At 61.4% G+C, this 16,808-nt stretch carries 15 protein-coding genes and 2 tRNA genes; 6 read left to right on the top strand and 11 right to left on the bottom strand.

What is annotated here, in order from left to right:
* Nucleotides 1-15: 15 nt before the first annotated feature.
* The 3 genes from HU806_RS23455 to uvrB form a co-directional block, all read right to left on the bottom strand.
* Nucleotides 16-91 (bottom strand) — tRNA-Ala (locus tag HU806_RS23455).
* Nucleotides 92-237: 146 nt separating this feature from the next.
* Nucleotides 238-1,719, bottom strand: coding sequence for a glutamate--tRNA ligase (gene gltX, locus HU806_RS23450; protein ID WP_186614878.1), 1,482 nt, complete (start codon nt 1,717-1,719; stop codon nt 238-240).
* A 165-nt stretch (nt 1,720-1,884) separates the two neighbouring features.
* Nucleotides 1,885-3,900: an excinuclease ABC subunit UvrB gene (gene uvrB, locus HU806_RS23445; protein WP_186614876.1), complete on the bottom strand. Its 2,016-nt coding sequence runs from the start codon at nt 3,898-3,900 to the stop codon at nt 1,885-1,887.
* 331 nt (nt 3,901-4,231) lie between these two features.
* Here uvrB and HU806_RS23440 point away from each other — a divergent pair, with 331 nt between their 5' ends.
* Entirely contained in the window at nt 4,232-5,428 is a 1,197-nt protein-coding gene (locus HU806_RS23440) for an amino acid aminotransferase (protein ID WP_186614873.1), read from the top strand.
* Nucleotides 5,429-5,655: 227 nt separating this feature from the next.
* Here the strand turns inward: HU806_RS23440 and HU806_RS23435 are convergent, their stop codons facing one another.
* Entirely contained in the window at nt 5,656-5,883 is a 228-nt protein-coding gene (locus tag HU806_RS23435) for a hypothetical protein (RefSeq protein ID WP_018612405.1), read from the bottom strand.
* 236 nt (nt 5,884-6,119) lie between these two features.
* Here HU806_RS23435 and HU806_RS23430 point away from each other — a divergent pair.
* The 3 genes from HU806_RS23430 (at nt 6,120) to HU806_RS23420 (ending at nt 6,907) form a co-directional block, all read left to right on the top strand.
* A tRNA-Asn gene (locus HU806_RS23430) sits at nt 6,120-6,195 on the top strand.
* 246 nt (nt 6,196-6,441) lie between these two features.
* The gene (locus tag HU806_RS23425; protein WP_186614871.1) at nt 6,442-6,636 is read left to right on the top strand and encodes a hypothetical protein; all 195 of its coding nucleotides are present in this window, start codon (nt 6,442-6,444) and stop codon (nt 6,634-6,636) included.
* Between the two features lie 88 nt (nt 6,637-6,724).
* A complete protein-coding gene (locus HU806_RS23420; RefSeq protein WP_186614868.1) occupies nt 6,725-6,907 on the top strand; it encodes a hypothetical protein in 183 nt (60 codons plus the stop codon).
* Here HU806_RS23420 and HU806_RS23415 read toward each other — a convergent pair.
* Nucleotides 6,904-7,965 carry an AI-2E family transporter gene (locus HU806_RS23415; protein ID WP_186614865.1) on the bottom strand — a complete coding sequence of 354 codons (1,062 nt, stop codon included), beginning with the start codon at nt 7,963-7,965 and terminating at the stop codon, nt 6,904-6,906. The two genes, HU806_RS23420 and HU806_RS23415, sit on opposite strands and share 4 nt — an antisense overlap.
* A gap of 146 nt (nt 7,966-8,111) precedes the next feature.
* Between HU806_RS23415 and trhP the strand changes: the two genes are divergently transcribed.
* Nucleotides 8,112-9,446, top strand: coding sequence for a prephenate-dependent tRNA uridine(34) hydroxylase TrhP (trhP, locus tag HU806_RS23410; protein WP_186614862.1), 1,335 nt, complete (start codon nt 8,112-8,114; stop codon nt 9,444-9,446).
* A 129-nt stretch (nt 9,447-9,575) separates the two neighbouring features.
* Here trhP and ctpM read toward each other — a convergent pair whose 3' ends face one another.
* The 6 genes from ctpM to HU806_RS23380 all read right to left on the bottom strand — a co-directional run bounded on the left by ctpM (nt 9,576) and on the right by HU806_RS23380 (nt 15,502).
* Nucleotides 9,576-11,255: a methyl-accepting chemotaxis protein CtpM gene (ctpM, locus tag HU806_RS23405; protein WP_186614859.1), complete on the bottom strand. Its 1,680-nt coding sequence runs from the start codon at nt 11,253-11,255 to the stop codon at nt 9,576-9,578.
* 168 nt (nt 11,256-11,423) lie between these two features.
* Nucleotides 11,424-12,740, bottom strand: a complete 1,317-nt coding sequence (locus tag HU806_RS23400; protein WP_186614882.1) for a Na+/H+ antiporter NhaC family protein — start codon at nt 12,738-12,740, stop codon at nt 11,424-11,426.
* A gap of 164 nt (nt 12,741-12,904) precedes the next feature.
* The gene (locus HU806_RS23395) at nt 12,905-14,218 is read right to left on the bottom strand and encodes an ATP-binding protein (protein WP_186614856.1); all 1,314 of its coding nucleotides are present in this window, start codon (nt 14,216-14,218) and stop codon (nt 12,905-12,907) included.
* The gene (locus tag HU806_RS23390; protein ID WP_186614853.1) at nt 14,218-14,883 is read right to left on the bottom strand and encodes a response regulator transcription factor; all 666 of its coding nucleotides are present in this window, start codon (nt 14,881-14,883) and stop codon (nt 14,218-14,220) included. The genes HU806_RS23395 and HU806_RS23390 overlap by 1 nt, the downstream gene beginning before the upstream one ends.
* Complete coding sequence (locus HU806_RS23385) at nt 14,883-15,194, bottom strand: PepSY domain-containing protein (protein WP_186614850.1); 312 nt, start codon at nt 15,192-15,194, stop codon at nt 14,883-14,885. Before HU806_RS23385 ends, HU806_RS23390 begins: the two co-directional genes overlap by 1 nt.
* The gene (locus HU806_RS23380; RefSeq protein ID WP_527251167.1) at nt 15,194-15,502 is read right to left on the bottom strand and encodes a PepSY domain-containing protein; all 309 of its coding nucleotides are present in this window, start codon (nt 15,500-15,502) and stop codon (nt 15,194-15,196) included. Before HU806_RS23380 ends, HU806_RS23385 begins: the two co-directional genes overlap by 1 nt.
* A 141-nt stretch (nt 15,503-15,643) precedes the next feature.
* Here HU806_RS23380 and HU806_RS23375 point away from each other — a divergent pair, with 141 nt between their 5' ends.
* Nucleotides 15,644-16,723, top strand: coding sequence for a patatin-like phospholipase family protein (locus HU806_RS23375; protein WP_186614847.1), 1,080 nt, complete (start codon nt 15,644-15,646; stop codon nt 16,721-16,723).
* Nucleotides 16,724-16,808: the final 85 nt, after the last annotated feature.

The following is a 16,808-nucleotide window of genomic DNA, read 5'->3' as shown; positions in this document are numbered from 1 at the left end:
CCTTGAAGTGTAAATTGGTGGAGCTAGACGGGATCGAACCGTCGACCTCTTGCATGCCATGCAAGCGCTCTCCCAGCTGAGCTATAGCCCCTCATCGCTGAGGACGGGGCGAATCTTAAGGGCGTATCGGAGGGCTGTCAAATTTATTTTCAAAGAAATTGAAAGTTTTTTGCCGGGATAACAATCACTTACCGACATACCCCGCAAAACCGGGGTATGTCCAGCCTCACCGACCGCTTAGGCGATCGCACCCAGCAGTTTTTCCCACTCCTTGTTCTCCTTCTTCGACACGCCACCGAGCAGATCGATGGCCTGGCGCAGACGGAAACGCGTCAGGTCCGGCCCGAGGATTTCCATCGCATCGAGCACCGAGACCGAGCTGGCCTGGCCGGTGATTGCAGCGAACATCAGCGGCATGGCGTCGCGCAATTTCAATTCCAACGATTCGACCACGGCCTGGATGGTCGCGGTGATGCTGTCTTTCTCCCACTGGCGCAGGCTTTCGAGTTTCCACAAGATTAATTGCATCAACTGGCGGACCTGATCGCCCGAGAGCTTCTTCGATTCGAACAGCTTCGCATCCGGGCTCACGCCGCCAGCGAAGAAAAAGCCGGCCAACGGGGCGATCTGACTGAACGTCTCCACCCTGCCCTGCACATGAGGAGCGATCTTCATCATGTATTCAGGGTTGAACGCCCACTTCCGCACCCGCGTGGCGAATTCTTCGACTGGCAAGTCGCGCAGCCACTGGCCGTTGAGCCAGGACAGCTTCTCGACGTCGAAGATCGGCCCGCCCAGGGAGACGCGCGACAGGTCGAAATGCTCGACCATTTCCTGCAGCGAGAATTTCTCGCGCTCGTCCGGCATCGACCAGCCCATGCGACCCAGATAGTTGAGCATCGCCTCGGGCATGAAGCCCATGCGCTCGTAGAACGTCACCGAAGTCGGGTTCTTGCGCTTGGACAGCTTGCTCTTGTCCGGGTTGCGCAGCAGCGGCATGTAGCACAGCTGCGGTTGCTCCCAGCCGAAGTACTCATAAAGCAGGATCAATTTCGGCGCCGACGGCAGCCACTCTTCACCGCGCAAGACGTGGGTGATACCCATCAGGTGATCGTCGACCACGTTGGCCAGGAAGTACGTCGGCAGGCCGTCGGTCTTCATCAGCACTTGCATGTCCATGCGATCCCATGGGATCTCGACATCGCCACGCAGCATGTCCGGCACCACGCAGACGCCTTCGCTCGGCACCTTCATGCGGATCACGTGAGGTTCGTCGGCAGCCAGGCGACGGGCGACCTCCTCCTTCGACAGCAGCAGCGCACGGCCGTCGTAGCGCGGGGTTTCGCCGCGGGCCATTTGCTCGGCGCGCATCTGGTCCAGCTCTTCGGCGGTGCAGAAGCACGGGAAGGCATGGCCCATGTCCACGAGTTGCTGGCAGTACTGCTTGTAGATCTCGCCACGTTCGCTCTGGCGGTACGGACCATGTGGACCGCCGACGTCCGGGCCTTCGCTCCAGTCGATGCCGAGCCAGCGCAGGGCGTCGAAAATCTGCTGTTCGGACTCGCGGGTCGAACGCAACTGATCGGTGTCCTCGATCCGCAGGATGAACTCACCGCCGTGCTGCTTGGCAAAGCAATAGTTGAACAAGGCGATATAAGCGGTGCCGACATGGGGATCGCCAGTGGGCGACGGCGCGATGCGGGTACGGACGGTGGTCATGGCATGTCTCGGAAAGAATATAAAAGCGAAGATGAAACAGGGGGCGAATGGTAACAGGCGATGGCGGGCGGGCTCCAGTGAGAGCGGATATGAGCGGGCAACCGCCAGACCGAATAACCCTGCCGCAAGCACGCTCGCGGCAGGGCCATCGAAGCCGCTGCAACCTCAGACAGTCAGCAGGCGCTCACGCAACTTGCCAATCTCATCGCGCAATTGCGCCGCCGCCTCGAACTCGAGGTCCCGGGCCAGCTGGTACATTTTTTCTTCCAGTTGCCGGATGCGCTTGGTAATTTCGCTCGGTGAGCGCAGTTCGGCCTCGTAGCGCGCGCTTTCTTCGGCGGCCTTGGCCATGCCCTTGCGCTTCTTGCTGCGCGAGCCGGGCACGGTGGCGCCTTCCATAATGTCGGCGACGTCCTTGAACACGCCCTTGGGCGTAATGCCGTTCGCCAGGTTGAAGGCGATCTGCTTGTCGCGGCGACGCTCGGTCTCGCCGATGGCCCGCTCCATGGAGCCGGTGATGCGGTCGGCATACAGAATCGCACGGCCGTTGAGGTTACGCGCGGCGCGACCGATGGTCTGGATCAACGAGCGCTCGGAACGCAGGAAACCTTCCTTGTCCGCGTCGAGAATTGCCACCAGCGACACTTCCGGCATGTCCAGGCCTTCGCGCAGCAGGTTGATCCCCACCAGCACGTCGAAGGTGCCCAGGCGCAGGTCGCGAATGATCTCGACCCGCTCCACCGTGTCGATGTCCGAGTGCAGGTAACGCACCCGCACGCCATGGTCGGCCAGGTAATCGGTAAGGTCTTCGGCCATGCGCTTGGTCAGGGTGGTGACCAGCACCCGCTCCTCCACCGCCACGCGCTTGCTGATCTCCGAAAGCAGGTCGTCGACCTGGGTCAGCGCCGGACGCACCTCGACCTGCGGATCCACCAGCCCAGTGGGGCGTACCACCTGCTCGACCACGCGCCCGGCGTGCTCGGCTTCGTAGTTGCCGGGCGTCGCCGAGACGAAAATCGTCTGCGGGCTCACGCTCTCCCATTCATCGAAACGCATCGGCCGGTTATCCAGCGCCGACGGCAGGCGGAAACCGTATTCCACCAAGGTTTCCTTGCGTGAACGGTCGCCTTTGTACATGGCGCCAACCTGGGGCACGCTGACGTGGGACTCGTCGATCACCAGCAAGGCATCGGCCGGCAGGTAGTCATACAACGTGGGCGGCGGCGCGCCGGACGGACGGCCCGACAGGTAGCGCGAGTAGTTCTCGATACCATTGCAGTAACCCAGTTCGAGGATCATTTCCAGGTCGAACCGGGTCCGCTGCTCCAGGCGCTGGGCTTCCACCAGTTTGTTGTTCGAACGCAGGTACTCCAGGCGCTCCTGCAACTCGACCTTGATCCCTTCGATGGCATCCAGCAGGGTTTCCCGCGGTGTCACATAGTGGCTCTTGGGATAGAAGGTGAAGCGCGGCAGCTTGCGGATGACCTCGCCGGTCAGCGGGTCGAAGGCCGAGATGCTCTCCACCTCATCGTCGAACAGCTCGATACGGATCGCTTCCAGGTCGGATTCCGCCGGGTAGATGTCGATCACATCGCCGCGCACCCGGAACGTCGCCCGGGCGAAGTCCATGTCGTTGCGGGTGTATTGCAAGTCCGCCAGGCGCCGCAGCAAGGCGCGCTGGTCGAGTTTGTCGCCGCGATCCACATGCAACACCATTTTCAGGTAGGTTTCCGGGCTGCCCAAGCCGTAGATGCACGACACCGTGGTGACGATGATCGCGTCCTTGCGCTCGAGCAACGCCTTGGTCGCCGACAGCCGCATCTGTTCGATGTGGTCGTTGATCGAGGCATCCTTCTCAATGAAGGTGTCCGACGATGGCACGTAGGCCTCGGGCTGGTAGTAGTCGTAGTAGGAAACGAAATACTCCACCGCGTTATTCGGGAAAAACGCCTTGAACTCGCCATACAACTGCGCCGCCAGGGTCTTGTTCGGGGCGAGCACCAGCGTCGGGCGCTGCACCTGGGCGATCACGTTGGCGATGCTGAAGGTCTTGCCCGAGCCGGTCACACCGAGCAACGTCTGGTGCGCCAGCCCTGCCTCGATGCCTTCGACCATCAGGCGAATGGCCTCGGGTTGGTCGCCGGCGGGCTGGAAGCGAGTGACTAGCTGGAATTCAGACATGACATAACCCCTGGTTCACTCCTGTCGATCAGGCGACGGGAACGAGAAAGACCGAAACGACTGAAGTCGCCCGAGGAAAAAGCTGGAATGCACTCAATGTGGAGGTGAATGCCTTCGCTTTCAAGACGAACGTCCTACACGCCTTGCAGACTTTGACGCTGTTAAGGGACTAACGGTCGAAAAAAAACGAAAATACTTACCGTAAACACCGAATAGCCTGTCGCCGTGTCCGGTGATGGCCTCTATACTAGCTCCCCGTTTGTGCACCGCTCTAGTGCATCCGGCTGGAGCGCGACACGTCCCCTCACTCTCCATTCAGAGCCGCGCACTAATGAGCCTGTTTTCCGCTGTCGAATTGGCACCCCGCGACCCCATCCTGGGCCTCAACGAAGCTTTCAACGCCGACCCTCGTACCAATAAGGTCAACCTGGGCGTGGGTGTTTACTGCAACGAGGAGGGGCGTATTCCATTGCTGCGCGCCGTGGTTGAAGCCGAGACGATTCGCGTGGCTCAGCACGTTTCCCGTGGTTACCTGCCGATCGACGGCATCGCCGCCTACGACCAGGCCGTCCAGACCCTGCTGTTTGGCAAGGACTCCCCGCTCATCACTTCCGGTCGTGTCATCACCACCCAAGCCGTGGGCGGCACCGGCGCACTGAAAATCGGCGCCGACTTCCTCAAGCAATTGCTGCCTGACGCCGTCGTGGCCATCAGCGACCCAAGCTGGGAAAACCACCGCGCCCTGTTCGAAACCGCCGGTTTCCCGGTGCAGAACTACCGCTACTACGACGCCGCCACTCACGACGTGAACCGCAGCGGCCTGCTGGAAGACCTCAACGCCCTGCCCGACCGTTCGATCGTTGTGCTGCACGCCTGCTGCCACAACCCGACTGGCGTGGACCTGAGCCCGGAAGACTGGAAAAACCTGCTGGCAGTGGTCAAGGCCAAGAACCACGTGCCGTTCCTGGACATGGCCTACCAGGGCTTTGGCAAAGGCATCGACGAAGACGCGGCAGCCGTGCGCCTGTTCGCCGAGTCGGGCCTGACCTTTTTTGCCTCCAGCTCGTTCTCCAAGTCGTTCTCCCTGTACGGCGAGCGCGTCGGCGCCCTGTCGATCGTCAGTGAATCGAAGGAAGAAAGTGCCCGCGTGCTGTCCCAGGTCAAGCGCGTGATCCGTACCAACTACTCCAACCCGCCGACACACGGCGCCAGCATCGTCGCCGCCGTGCTCAACAGCCCAGAGCTGCGGGCCCAGTGGGAAGAAGAACTGGCCGAGATGCGCCTGCGCATTCGCGGCATGCGCGACCAGATGGTCGACATGCTGGCCAAGGCCGCACCGCATCACGATTTCAGCTTCGTCGCACGCCAGAGCGGGATGTTCTCCTACTCCGGCCTGACCGTTGAACAAGTGACGCGCCTGCGCAACGAGTTCGGCATCTATGCCTTGGACACCGGCCGCATCTGCGTGGCCGCGCTGAACCAGAACAACATCGATGCGGTGACCAAGGCCATCGTTCAGGTGATCTGACGGTTTCGGCTGGATGAAAAAACGGGAAGCCATTGGGCTTCCCGTTTTTTTAAGCACATGCACAACCCGTGGCGAGGGAGCTTGCTCCCGCTGGGGCGCGAAGCGGCCCTGAAGCCAGACGCCTCGGTGCATCAGGCTGAGTGAGTTGACTGTTTTGGGGCTGCTGCGCAGCCCAGCGGGAGCAAGCTCCCTCACCACAAAAGCGTCAGGCATGACACTTGTCGAGGCTACAGCTCCGTCGCCCGCTGGCTCGCCGCATCGTCGTAGATGACATACAACGACTCGGCCACCTGGCTCTTGATGGCCTTGGTGCTTTCCAGCCCCAGGACGAAACCCTCGGCCTTGCCACCGGCACGGTTCAGTTCCTCGGCGGTGCTGGCCTGGGTGATGGCGTCGTAGAGTTTCTCGGCGTGAGGCCCCACGCCCTTGGGCAAGCTGATCTGGGCGGTGCTCACAGGCACACCTCGGCGCGGTGGGCTGGGTGAAGGGGTAACAGGTGGTTCATGGCGCGTACCTTAAAGTCGGCGAATGGCCGGCAGCGCATCCTGCCACTTCCGGGCAACCATGGTAGTCCTCTCTCGCCATTGCGGTAACTGCCAATCGTTGTTGGGTACCTCGATAGGCGAAAGGAATGTGCCGTCGGGCAACGGACGCTTGACTTCTCTTTTCCAATCAGTAACATACGCGCCATTCCGCGATAGCTCAGTTGGTAGAGCAAGTGACTGTTAATCACTGGGTCCCTGGTTCGAGTCCAGGTCGTGGAGCCAGATAGCAACAATAAAAGCCCCTGGATCGAAAGGTCCGGGGGCTTTTTTGTGGGCGTTTTTCGATGGGGTGGCCGCATACCGCCTGCCTGAGGTCGCTACCGGAACAATAATTTGACGCCAACAAGGCACTATGGTCTGAATCCTGCTTCCTTTTTCCAAAAAAACTGAGCTGTCACCTGAGCGTCATGGCAGTGCCGCACACTGCCGCTGTCCGCCGAACAGTTTCATAACAACAAGGACGAAGCCATGCCAACACAAAATCCCCATCGCATTGTTGGAATCTGCACCTCCAGCAAGGTGTACAACGCGCTGACCGAACTCAAGCATCTGGAAGGCCACCGCAGCGCCAAGTTCCTTTCCCTGCTGGCGGAAAACCTGGTGCGCAAGGGCGTGCTCAATGAACAGGAAGTGGTGCACATGCTTGATCTGGTCGTCGATTGAGCGGCATCGATTCCTACTATTGAGGCGGTTGATTTTTCGTCATCCCGGTTGAGTCGTAAGGTAACCCCATCGATTGATGGAGGTTCCCATGCCCAAGGTTCAAATCATGTCCGTGATTGGCAGCGCCGTCCCCGCCCCGCTCAGGGAGCGTGGTCTGCTGGCTTGCTGGTATCTGGTGCAGGACGGCGTGACGATCAGCGGCCCGCTGACTTCGCTGCCCGCCGCCCAGGCTTTGTCGCAACGTATCGGTCCTTATGTGCTGACGGCCTAAGGCAGTTGCACCCGCGGCTTGCCTTCGACGAACAAGGCCCAGCAGGACATGAACAATGCCGCAATCAGCGGCCCGATGACGAAGCCGTTCAACCCGAACACCGCCAAGCCGCCCAAGGTCGAGACCAGGACCATGTAGTCCGGCATCTTGGTGTCCTTGCCCACGAGGATCGGGCGCAGGAAATTGTCCACCAGGCCGATCACGAATACGCCGAACAACGTCAGCACCACGCCCTGCCAGATCGAACCCGCCAACAGGAAATACACCGCCACCGGCGCCCAGACGATGCCCGCCCCCACGGCCGGCAGCAGCGACAGGAATGCCATTAGCACCGCCCAGGGCAGAACTGTCGGAATGCCGAGTATCCAGAAAATCAAGCCGCCCAAGGCGCCCTGGGTGATTGCTACCAGCAGGTTGCCCTTTACGGTCGCCCGGACGACCCGGTTGAATTTCAGTTGAAGACGGCGCTTCTGGTGCTCCGCCAGGGGAATGGCCGAACGGACCTTGCGCACCAGTTCAGGACCGTCGCGCAGGAAAAAGAACAACAGATAGAGCATGACGAAGAAGCTCACCAGGAACTGGAACGTGCCCTGGCCGAAACTGAAAGCCTGGGTGGCGAAGAATTCACTGCCCTGCATCGCGCTCTTGACGATTTTGTCCCGCAGCCCACTCAAGTTGCCCAGGCCAAAACGGTCCAGCAAATGTTGAAAATAAGGCGGCAGCGCATCCTTGAAGCGGGCCAGATAATCGGCGACGTCCAGTTCGCCACTTTCCAGGCTCTTGTACAGCGCCGCACCTTCCTGGACCAGCAAGGTACTGATGACGATCACCGGCAAGATGGCAACCAGCATACAAAGGGTCAAGGTAACCAGCGTGGTGAGGTTGCGCGGCCAATTGAGTTTCAGTTGCAGGCGACGCTGCAGCGGTGCGAAGACGATGCCCAGGATGACCGCCCAGAAAACTGCCCCATAAAATGGCAGCAGGATCCAGACGAAAGCGATGCTGACCAGGATCAGCAACAGCATCTGGGATTTATCTTGGAGATTCTTGCGGTTCATTTGCTTTCCATGTCCTTGGCAGATAAACGTTAGTCAGCCAGGACTCGCCGGAGTGCCGTCGCGTCTGTTGCGCCACACTGATCCAGATCAATACCGTCCGGCAGGCCTCGGCGTACTCTCGGCGCTTTTTGCGATTCGACGCCACCATGCCCCTCGTAGCCCCTGAACTGCTCGCCCCCGCCGGCACCCTGAAAAACATGCGCTACGCCTTTGCCTACGGCGCCGACGCGGTATACGCCGGCCAGCCCCGCTATAGCCTGCGGGTGCGCAACAATGAATTCGACCATGCCAACCTGGCGCTGGGGATAGAAGAGGCCCATACCATGGGCAAGCGCTTCTATGTGGTGGTGAACATCGCCCCGCACAACGCCAAGCTGCGCACGTTCCTCAAGGATCTCGAACCGGTGATCGCCATGGTGCCAGACGCGTTGATCATGTCCGATCCTGGGCTGATCATGCTGGTTCGCCGGCATTTCCCGCACATGCCGATCCATCTGTCGGTGCAGGCCAACACGGTGAACTGGGCCAGCGTCGAGTTCTGGCAGCAACAGGGCTTGAGCCGGATCATTCTGTCTCGCGAACTGTCGCTGGAAGAAATCGCTGAGATTCGCCAGCAAGTGCCGACCATGGAGCTGGAAGTGTTCATTCACGGCGCGCTATGCATGGCCTATTCCGGGCGTTGCCTGCTATCCGGTTACCTGAACAGGCGCGACGCCAATCAGGGCAGCTGCACCAATGCTTGCCGCTGGAAGTACTCGGCGCAACCGGCAATGGAGAACACAGTGGGAGACATTGTGCAGACGTACCAGCCCGAACCGACCCTGGGTCTCGGCGCGCCCACCGACCAAGTGTTTTTGCTTCAGGAAGCCAATCGCCCCGAGGAATCCATGCCGGCCTTCGAGGACGAGCACGGCACCTACATCATGAATGCCAAGGACCTGCGCGCGGTGCAACACGTCGAGCGACTGACGCGCATGGGTGTGCATTCCTTGAAGGTAGAAGGCCGGACCAAATCGCACTTTTATTGCGCCAGGACCACCCAGGTGTACCGCCGCGCCATCGACGACGCGGTCGCCGGCCGGCCGTTCGACCGCAGCCTGATGACCGACCTGGAATCCCTTGCCCAACGTGGCTATACCGAGGGTTTCCTGAGGCGTCATGTGCACGACGAGTATCAGAATTACCAGAACGGCAGCTCGGTCTCCGAGCGCCAGCAGTTCGTCGGCGAACTGACCGGCGCACGCCGCGAACGCATGGCGGAGATAAAAGTGAAGAATCGCTTCGGCCTGGGGGATCACATGGAGCTGATGACACCCAAAGGCAACTTCCACTTCGACCTGCACCAGTTGCAGAATATCAAAGGCCAAGGCATCGACGTGGCGCCGGGAGATGGGCACGTGGTTTACGTGCCGATCCCGGATGCGGTGGACCTGCGGTTCGGGTTGTTGATGCGCGATGTGCGCCTCGGTGATGCAAGGTAACTGCGCAGGCCGGCAGAAACTGCCGAAGGCTGCGATCCTCCGCTTCCGATAGGGCCTGGTAGCCCAGGCGAAAACATCTGGATCGAAAGCGAAAGATCGCAGCCTTCGGCAGCTCCTGCTGCGGCGGGATCAGATCCGGAACTGCCCCACCAGTTTGCCCAAGCGCTGGCCCAGCTCGGCCAGGCTGCGGGAAGTCTGGGCGCCAAGCTGCGTTTCGTCAGCGACGCTGTCCACTGCCACGGCAATCTGGTGCACGCTGCGGTTGATTTCCTCGGCCACGGCGGTCTGCTCTTCGGCCGCGCTGGCGATCTGGGCGTTCATCGAGTTGATGGTACCGATCAACTGCGCCATGGTGTCCAGCGACGCGCCCGCCTCGTTGGCCTGCAATGACGTGCCATCGCCCGCCTCGCTGGACCGGCGCATGGCCTCCACCGCCGCATGGGTGCCCGATTGCAGGCGGTCAATCATGCCCTGGATTTCCTGGGTGCTTTGCTGGGTCCGGCTGGCCAGGGCGCGAACTTCGTCGGCGACCACCGCAAAACCACGGCCCGCCTCGCCGGCACGCGCGGCCTCGATAGCAGCGTTGAGCGCCAGCAGGTTGGTCTGCTCGGCGATCGAACGAATCACGCCAAGCACACTGACGATCGACGCCACGTCCTGCTGCAGGCTGTCCAAAGACACGCCACTGCTGCGGATGTCGTTTACCAGCGCATGGATCTGCTGGATGCTACCGGCGACCACACGCTTGGCCGATTGCCCTTCCTCGTCGGTCTGCTGGGCCGCGACCGCGGCGCCCTGGGCACTGCGAGCGACTTCCTGGGCAGCAGAGGACATCTCGTTGATCGCCGTGGCGACCTGATCGGTTTCGTGGCGCTGGCGCTCCATGGCCTGCTCGGAACGCTGGGCCTGCTCGGACACTTGCGTTACCAGCCCGGTCAGTTGCGAGGTCATGTCGGTAATCTGCCTTACCAGGCCGTGGATCTTGTCGACGAAGCGGTTGAACGAGCCGGCCAGTTGGCCCAGTTCGTCCTGGCTGGTGATGGTCAGGCGCCGGGTCAGGTCGCCCTCGCCCGCCGCGATGTCATCGAGGTTGGCTTTCATCAAGTGCAGAGGACGCAGGATCGTATTGGCGAGCACCAGGCCCACCACCGCAATCACCAGCAACACCACGGCGGCGATCCCGACGATGCTCAATATCACGCCTTGCAGGCGATCGTGGACCTTGGCTTCCACCAGCGCCACCTGGGCTTCGATGCCGTCCAGGTTGACCGAGCTGCCGACCGCCATGTCCCATTTGGACAGGTAGTCGGTGTAGCCGAGCTTGGGCACCAGGTCCTTGCTGCCGGGCAGCGGCGAGCTGTATTCCAGGTAATGCGTCCCGTCCTTGGCGACTTTCACCAGGTCACGGTTGACGTAGACACCGTTCGGGTCGCGGTTGTCCTTGAAACTCTTGCCCACGCCATCCGGGCTGTTGGCCTTGAACAGGCGAATGGTCTCGGAGTCGTAGCCGAAAAAGTAGCCGTCCTTGCCGTAGCTGATATTCGACAGCAGCTTGATCGCCTGGGCGCGCGCCTCGTTATCACCGGGTGCGGCGGCATCGTACAGCGGTTTGATGGCGGTAAGCCCGACCGCGACATAATTCTGCAGCGTGGCCTTGGCCTCGCTGAGCAGGCGTTCGCGGGTCTGCTGGACTTCTTTGCTGGCCTGTTCCTTCAAGATGAACGCAGTGGTCAGACTGATGATCACCGCGGACAGCAATACCGGCAGTATTGCCAGGGACAGGACTTTAGCCTTCAAGCTCAGGCGCATGCTGTTCACTCTTGTAGGTTTTATGGCGTGGTTAGACGTATTAACGGCACTACGCGGAAAAACTGTAGGACAAGGTGAGACGGTACGCCGAGCGGGCGAGAAACCGGGACGCTGAGTTTGAAGGCTCCTTCGCGAGCCTGGTCGCAAAGGAGCCGACTGCAACAGGTGTTACAACACCATCGCCGCCACCCAACCAAACACCAGCAGCGGCAGGTTGTAGTGGATGAAGGTTGGGACCACGGTGTCCCAGATGTGGTGATGCTGGCCGTCGATGTTCAGGCCGGAGGTCGGGCCGAGGGTCGAGTCCGACGCAGGCGAGCCAGCATCGCCCAACGCGCCGGCGGTGCCGACGATGCAGACGATCGCCAATGGGCTGAAGCCCAGTTGCAGGCACAACGGCACGAAAATCGTCGCCAGGATCGGCACGGTGGAGAACGATGAGCCGATGCCCATGGTCACCAGCAAGCCCACCAACAACATCAGCAATGCCCCGACGCCCTTGTTGTGGCCGATCCAGGCCGCTGAGGTTTCCACCAGGCTCTGGACTTCACCGGTGGCCTTCATCACTTCGGCGAACCCCGAGGCGGCGATCATGATGAAGCCGATCATCGCCATCATCTTCATGCCTTCGGTGAACAGGTCGTCCGTCTCGCGCCAGCGCACCACGCCCGATACCGAGAAAATCAGGAAGCCAGCCAAGGCGCCGATGATCATCGAATCCAGCAACAGTTGAATGGCAAACGCCGCCGCAATCGCCAGACCCGCCACCAGCAGGCTCAGCGGGTTGTAGCGCACGGCCACTTGCTCGGCCTTGGCAATTTTCTTCAGGTCGTAGACGCGTTTCTTGCGATACGTGATAAACGACAGCACCAGGCCAAACACCATGCCCAACGCCGGGATGCCCATGGCGTGGGTGACGTTGATGCCACTGACGTCCACACCGCTGCGGGCGATATTGGCCAAGAGGATTTCGTTGAGGAAGATGTTGCCGAAGCCCACCGGCAGGAACATGTAGGGCGTGATCAAGCCGAAGGTCATGACGCAGGCGATCAATCGACGATCCAGTTGCAGCTTGGTCAGCACATAAAGCAGTGGCGGCACCAGCAGCGGGATGAAGGCGATGTGGATCGGCAGGATATTCTGCGAAGCGACCGCAACCGTGCCCAGCAGGCCAATCAGCACCCACTTGACGCCCGAACTACCCGCGGCGTCCTGACGATCGACCATGGCCAGGGCTTTGTCGGCCAGGGCATGGGCCATGCCTGACTTGGCGATTGCCACCGCGAAAGCGCCGAGCAAGGCGTAGGACAACGCCACTGTCGCGCCGCCGCCAAGGCCGGCATTGAACGCCTTGAGTGTCGCCTCGATGCCCAGGCCGCCCATCAAGCCGCCCACCAGTGCGCCGACAATCAGCGCGATCACCACATGCACGCGGGACAGGCTGAGCACCAGCATGACGCCAACCGCGGCAATTACTGCATTTATCATCGTTACCTCAGAGCACAGCGATGGAAAGCCACCGGACAAAAAGGTCGCGACTTTGCAGCAAGCGGCGGCAAGCTGCAAGGGTCAAGCGGCGGGTTTTGCATTCATTCCAGATGTGCCGTGTGCAGGCTTGCTTGTTCACCCAAAGGCGCCCTGCACCCGGATCAGCGCCGAGGCAGGTGGATCACGACCTTCAAACCGCCCCACTCGCTGTCGTCCAACGCCAGCGTGCCGCCCCAGGTATCCACGATGTCGCGCACGATGCCCAGCCCCAGGCCATGGCCGTCGGTCTGCTCATCCAGGCGCGTACCGCGGCTGAAGACCTGGTCGCGGCGATCCTCGGGGATACCGGGACCGTCATCTTCCACCACCAGGCTAAAGCCCTCGGCCGTTTCGATCACGCTCAGGCGCACTTCGGCGTCGGCCCATTTGCAGGCGTTGTCCAGCAGGTTGCCCAGCAACTCCAGCAGGTCTTCGCGATCCCAAGGCAGGTGCAACCCGGGCGGTGCGATGTAAGCCAGATGCAAATGCTCGCCATGGATCATGTTCAGGGTCGCCAGCAGCCCCGGCAGTTCGGCGTCGCAATCCAGGTGCGCGCCGGGCAAGGCATCGCCGGACAGCCGGGCGCGGTTGAGTTCGCGGTTCAAGCGCTGGCGAACCTGCTCGAGTTGTTCCAGCAGCAGCTTGCGCAACTCGGGATATGGATCGAGCTTCTCGTTCGAAGCCAGGCTTTGCAGCACCGCCAGCGGCGTCTTCAAGGCATGGCCCAGGTTACCGAGGGCGTTGCGTGAACGCTTGAGGCTGTCTTCGGTATGGGCCAGCAAATGGTTGATCTGCGCCACCAGCGGCTCCAGTTCCCTGGGCACTTGTTCGTCGAGTTGCGAGCGCTGCCCGCGCTGCAATTGGGCAATCTGTTCCCGGGCCTTCTCTAAAGGACGCAGGGCGCGATGCACGGTGAAGCGCTGCAACAACAGGATCAGCAGCAACCCCGCCAAGCCGAGGCCAACGCCAATCTGCTGCATCCGCAGGAAGCTGTCACGGACCGGCGTGTAGTCCTGGGCCACGCTGATGGAAATCGCCTGGCCCAGGCGCCGATAGTCGGTGCGCAGCACCAGCAGTTTCTGGCCCTCAGGCCCCAGCTGCAGATTGCTGTGCAGGCCCGGATGATCGAGCCGCGGCAGCTCCTGGTCCCAGAGGGAGCGGGAGCGCCAATGCGTGTCGGCAAAATCGATGCGGAAATAATGCCCGGAAAACGGCCGGAGATAAGCCGGCGACAAACGTCGCTCGTCCAGTTGCAAACCTTGCGGACCACGGACCAGCGCCACCAGCAGATTCTCGCTGTCGTTACGCAATCCCGCTTCCAGGTAGCGCTGCAAACCCAGTTCGAACAGCCACAGGCTGGTCTGCGCCAGGACCAGGCCGACCACGACCATCACGCCGATCAAGCCCAGGCTCAAGCGCCGCTGGATGGATCTCACTACGCCTGCCCGCCGAACAGGTATCCCTGGCCGCGACGGGTTTCGATCACGCTGCGCCCCAGTTTGCGCCGCAGGTGATTGACGTGAACTTCCAGCACATTGGAATCGCGCTCGGTCTCACCGTCGTACAAGTGCTCGGCGAGATGGCTTTTGGAAAGGATCTGTTCGGGGTGGAGCATGAAATAGCGCAACAAGCGAAACTCCGCTGCGGTCAGCTGGATTTCCGCGCCGTCACGAATCACGCACTGGCGGCCTTCGTCCAGGTGCAGCCCCGCCGCCTGGAGCGTCGGTTGGTTCGCCTGGCCGTGGGAACGACGCAACAGCGCCTGGATCCGCAGGTGCAACTCCTCGGGATGGAACGGCTTGGTCAGGTAGTCATCGGCGCCGGCCTTGAGCCCTTCGATACGCTCCGCCCAGGATCCGCGGGCGGTGAGAATCAGCACCGGGGCGGTCAAGCCTCCGGCACGCCATTGGGCCAGAACCTCAAGCCCGGGCACCCCTGGCAGGCCAAGGTCGAGGATAATCAGGTCATAGGGCTCGCTACTGCCCTGGTAAATCGCGTCGCGACCATCGGCGAGCCAATCGACGGCGTAGCCCTGACGGGCAAGCCCGGCCATCAGTTCGTCGGCCAGGGGAACGTGATCCTCCACCAATAGCAGGCGCATCAGTCTTCCTTATCTTTGAGTAAACGGCCGGTCGCGGCCTCCAGGTCCAATTCGCGCACAACGCCATCAGTGTCCAGCAGCTCGACTTCATAAATGTAGACGCCGTTTTTTTCTTCCAGCTCGGCCTCCAACAGTTTCGCGCCCGGATGCCGGTCCAGCGCCTGCTGCAACAGCTGCTCGAGCGGCAAGATCACGCCCTGCTGGCGCAATTGCAAGGCTTCGTCCTGATCCAGGTCCCGCGCCACGGCCAGCGAACAGAATGTCAGCAGCACCAGCGCCCAGCGGCCCCGGGTGCGTTGATTAAACTTCATTACGTATCCTGATGATTCTTGAGCTCCTTGCCGGTGACGGCGTCGAGTTCCAGGTCCCACTCGATGCCCTCGGCGTCCAGCAGGTCCACCTTGTAACGATACTTGCCATACTCCTCCTCCAGCTCGGTATCGGTCAGGGTGGCGCCAGGGTGTTTGGCCAGGGCGGCGGCGTTGAGTTTTTCGATAGGCTGGATGGTACCAGCGTCCAAAAGGTTTTGGGCTTCGGAGGGGCTGAGGTCTCGCGCTTGAGCCAGCCCGGTACCCATTACCAGAAACGTGACGATGGAAAAGGCAGTCAGACGGTTCACGGGTTATCTCCTTCTTATAATCTTCACCGGACAACTGTATCGGCAGGAACTTAATTGAAACTGAATTGCCATCATTGGACCCAGGTCAAATCCGGGTGGTGTGTCGTTATAATCACCCGCTTGCCTGTATTCGAGATCGGTATGACCGTCATCCACATCAAGTTTCCTGCCCTTACGCTCAAGGCCGGCCCTCGCGCCTTCCAGCGCATCCGCCAGGCCGGTCTCAAGGCCGCCGACGTCGGCATTCTTCCGGGCGCCGCCGGTGGTCCGAAGGCCTTGGGTATCCAGGGGCTGGACTTGGCGCTGTTCGGCGAATGGCTGCCCGCCGCCCCGCGAGAGCGTTCGCTGATCGGCGCTTCGGTGGGTTCCTGGCGCTTTGCTAGCGCCTGTCTGCCGGACGCTGTCGAAGGCATCCGGCGCCTGGGTAGCTTGTACAACGAACAGAGCTTTGCCAAAGGCGTGACTATGGCTGGGGTCAGCCAGAGTTCGCAACGCATGCTCAATGACTTGCTTGACGGTCGCGACCTGAGCATTCTCGTCAACCCGCATTACCGGCTCAACATCATGGTGGTCAAGAGCCACGGCAGCCTGGCACTGGATCACCGCGCACGGCTGGGTCTGGGCCTTTCGTCGGTGATCGCCGACAACCTGCGCGGCCGGGCGCGGCTGTCGCGGCATTTCGAACGGCTGATCGTGCACGATCCCCGCTTGGCGCCACCGCTGCATCCGCTCACCGACTTCCCGTCGCGCTTCGTGCCGCTGGTGGCCGGCAACCTGCGCCAGGCGTTGCTGGCGTCGGGCTCGATCCCGATGGTGATGGAGGGCGTGCGCGACTTGCCTGGGGCCGGTGCCGGGACCTACCGCGATGGCGGGTTGTTGGACTACCACCTCGACCTGCCCTACAGCGGCGAGGACATCGTCCTGTATCCGCACTTTACCGATCGGGTCATCCCCGGCTGGTTCGACAAAGGCCTGCCGTGGCGTCGCGGCAACGTCGAGCGCCTGCAAGACGTGTTGCTGCTGGCGCCATCGCGCGAATACCTGTCCCGCCTGCCGTTCGGCAAACTGCCGGACCGCAACGACTTCAAGCGTTTCATGGGCGATGACGCGAGCCGCCGCAAATACTGGAACGCAGCGATGGACGAAAGCCGCCGGCTGGGTGACGAATTCCTCGAGCTGACCGCCAATGGCGGATTGGGCGAGCGTTTGCTGACCCTTTAGTCAGCACGCTCGCGCAACAGTGGCACATGAGCGCCGGGAGTCGAATGTAGCGATGAGCTGCGCTTGCCTGGACGACCCAAAAAAG

It is taken from the genome of Pseudomonas sp. SWRI154, from assembly GCF_014268645.1.
GTDB classification, from domain to species: domain Bacteria; phylum Pseudomonadota; class Gammaproteobacteria; order Pseudomonadales; family Pseudomonadaceae; genus Aquipseudomonas; species Aquipseudomonas marvdashtae.
Note: the sequence above shows the minus strand (reverse complement) of the source record. Positions and strands in the feature narration are given on the sequence as shown.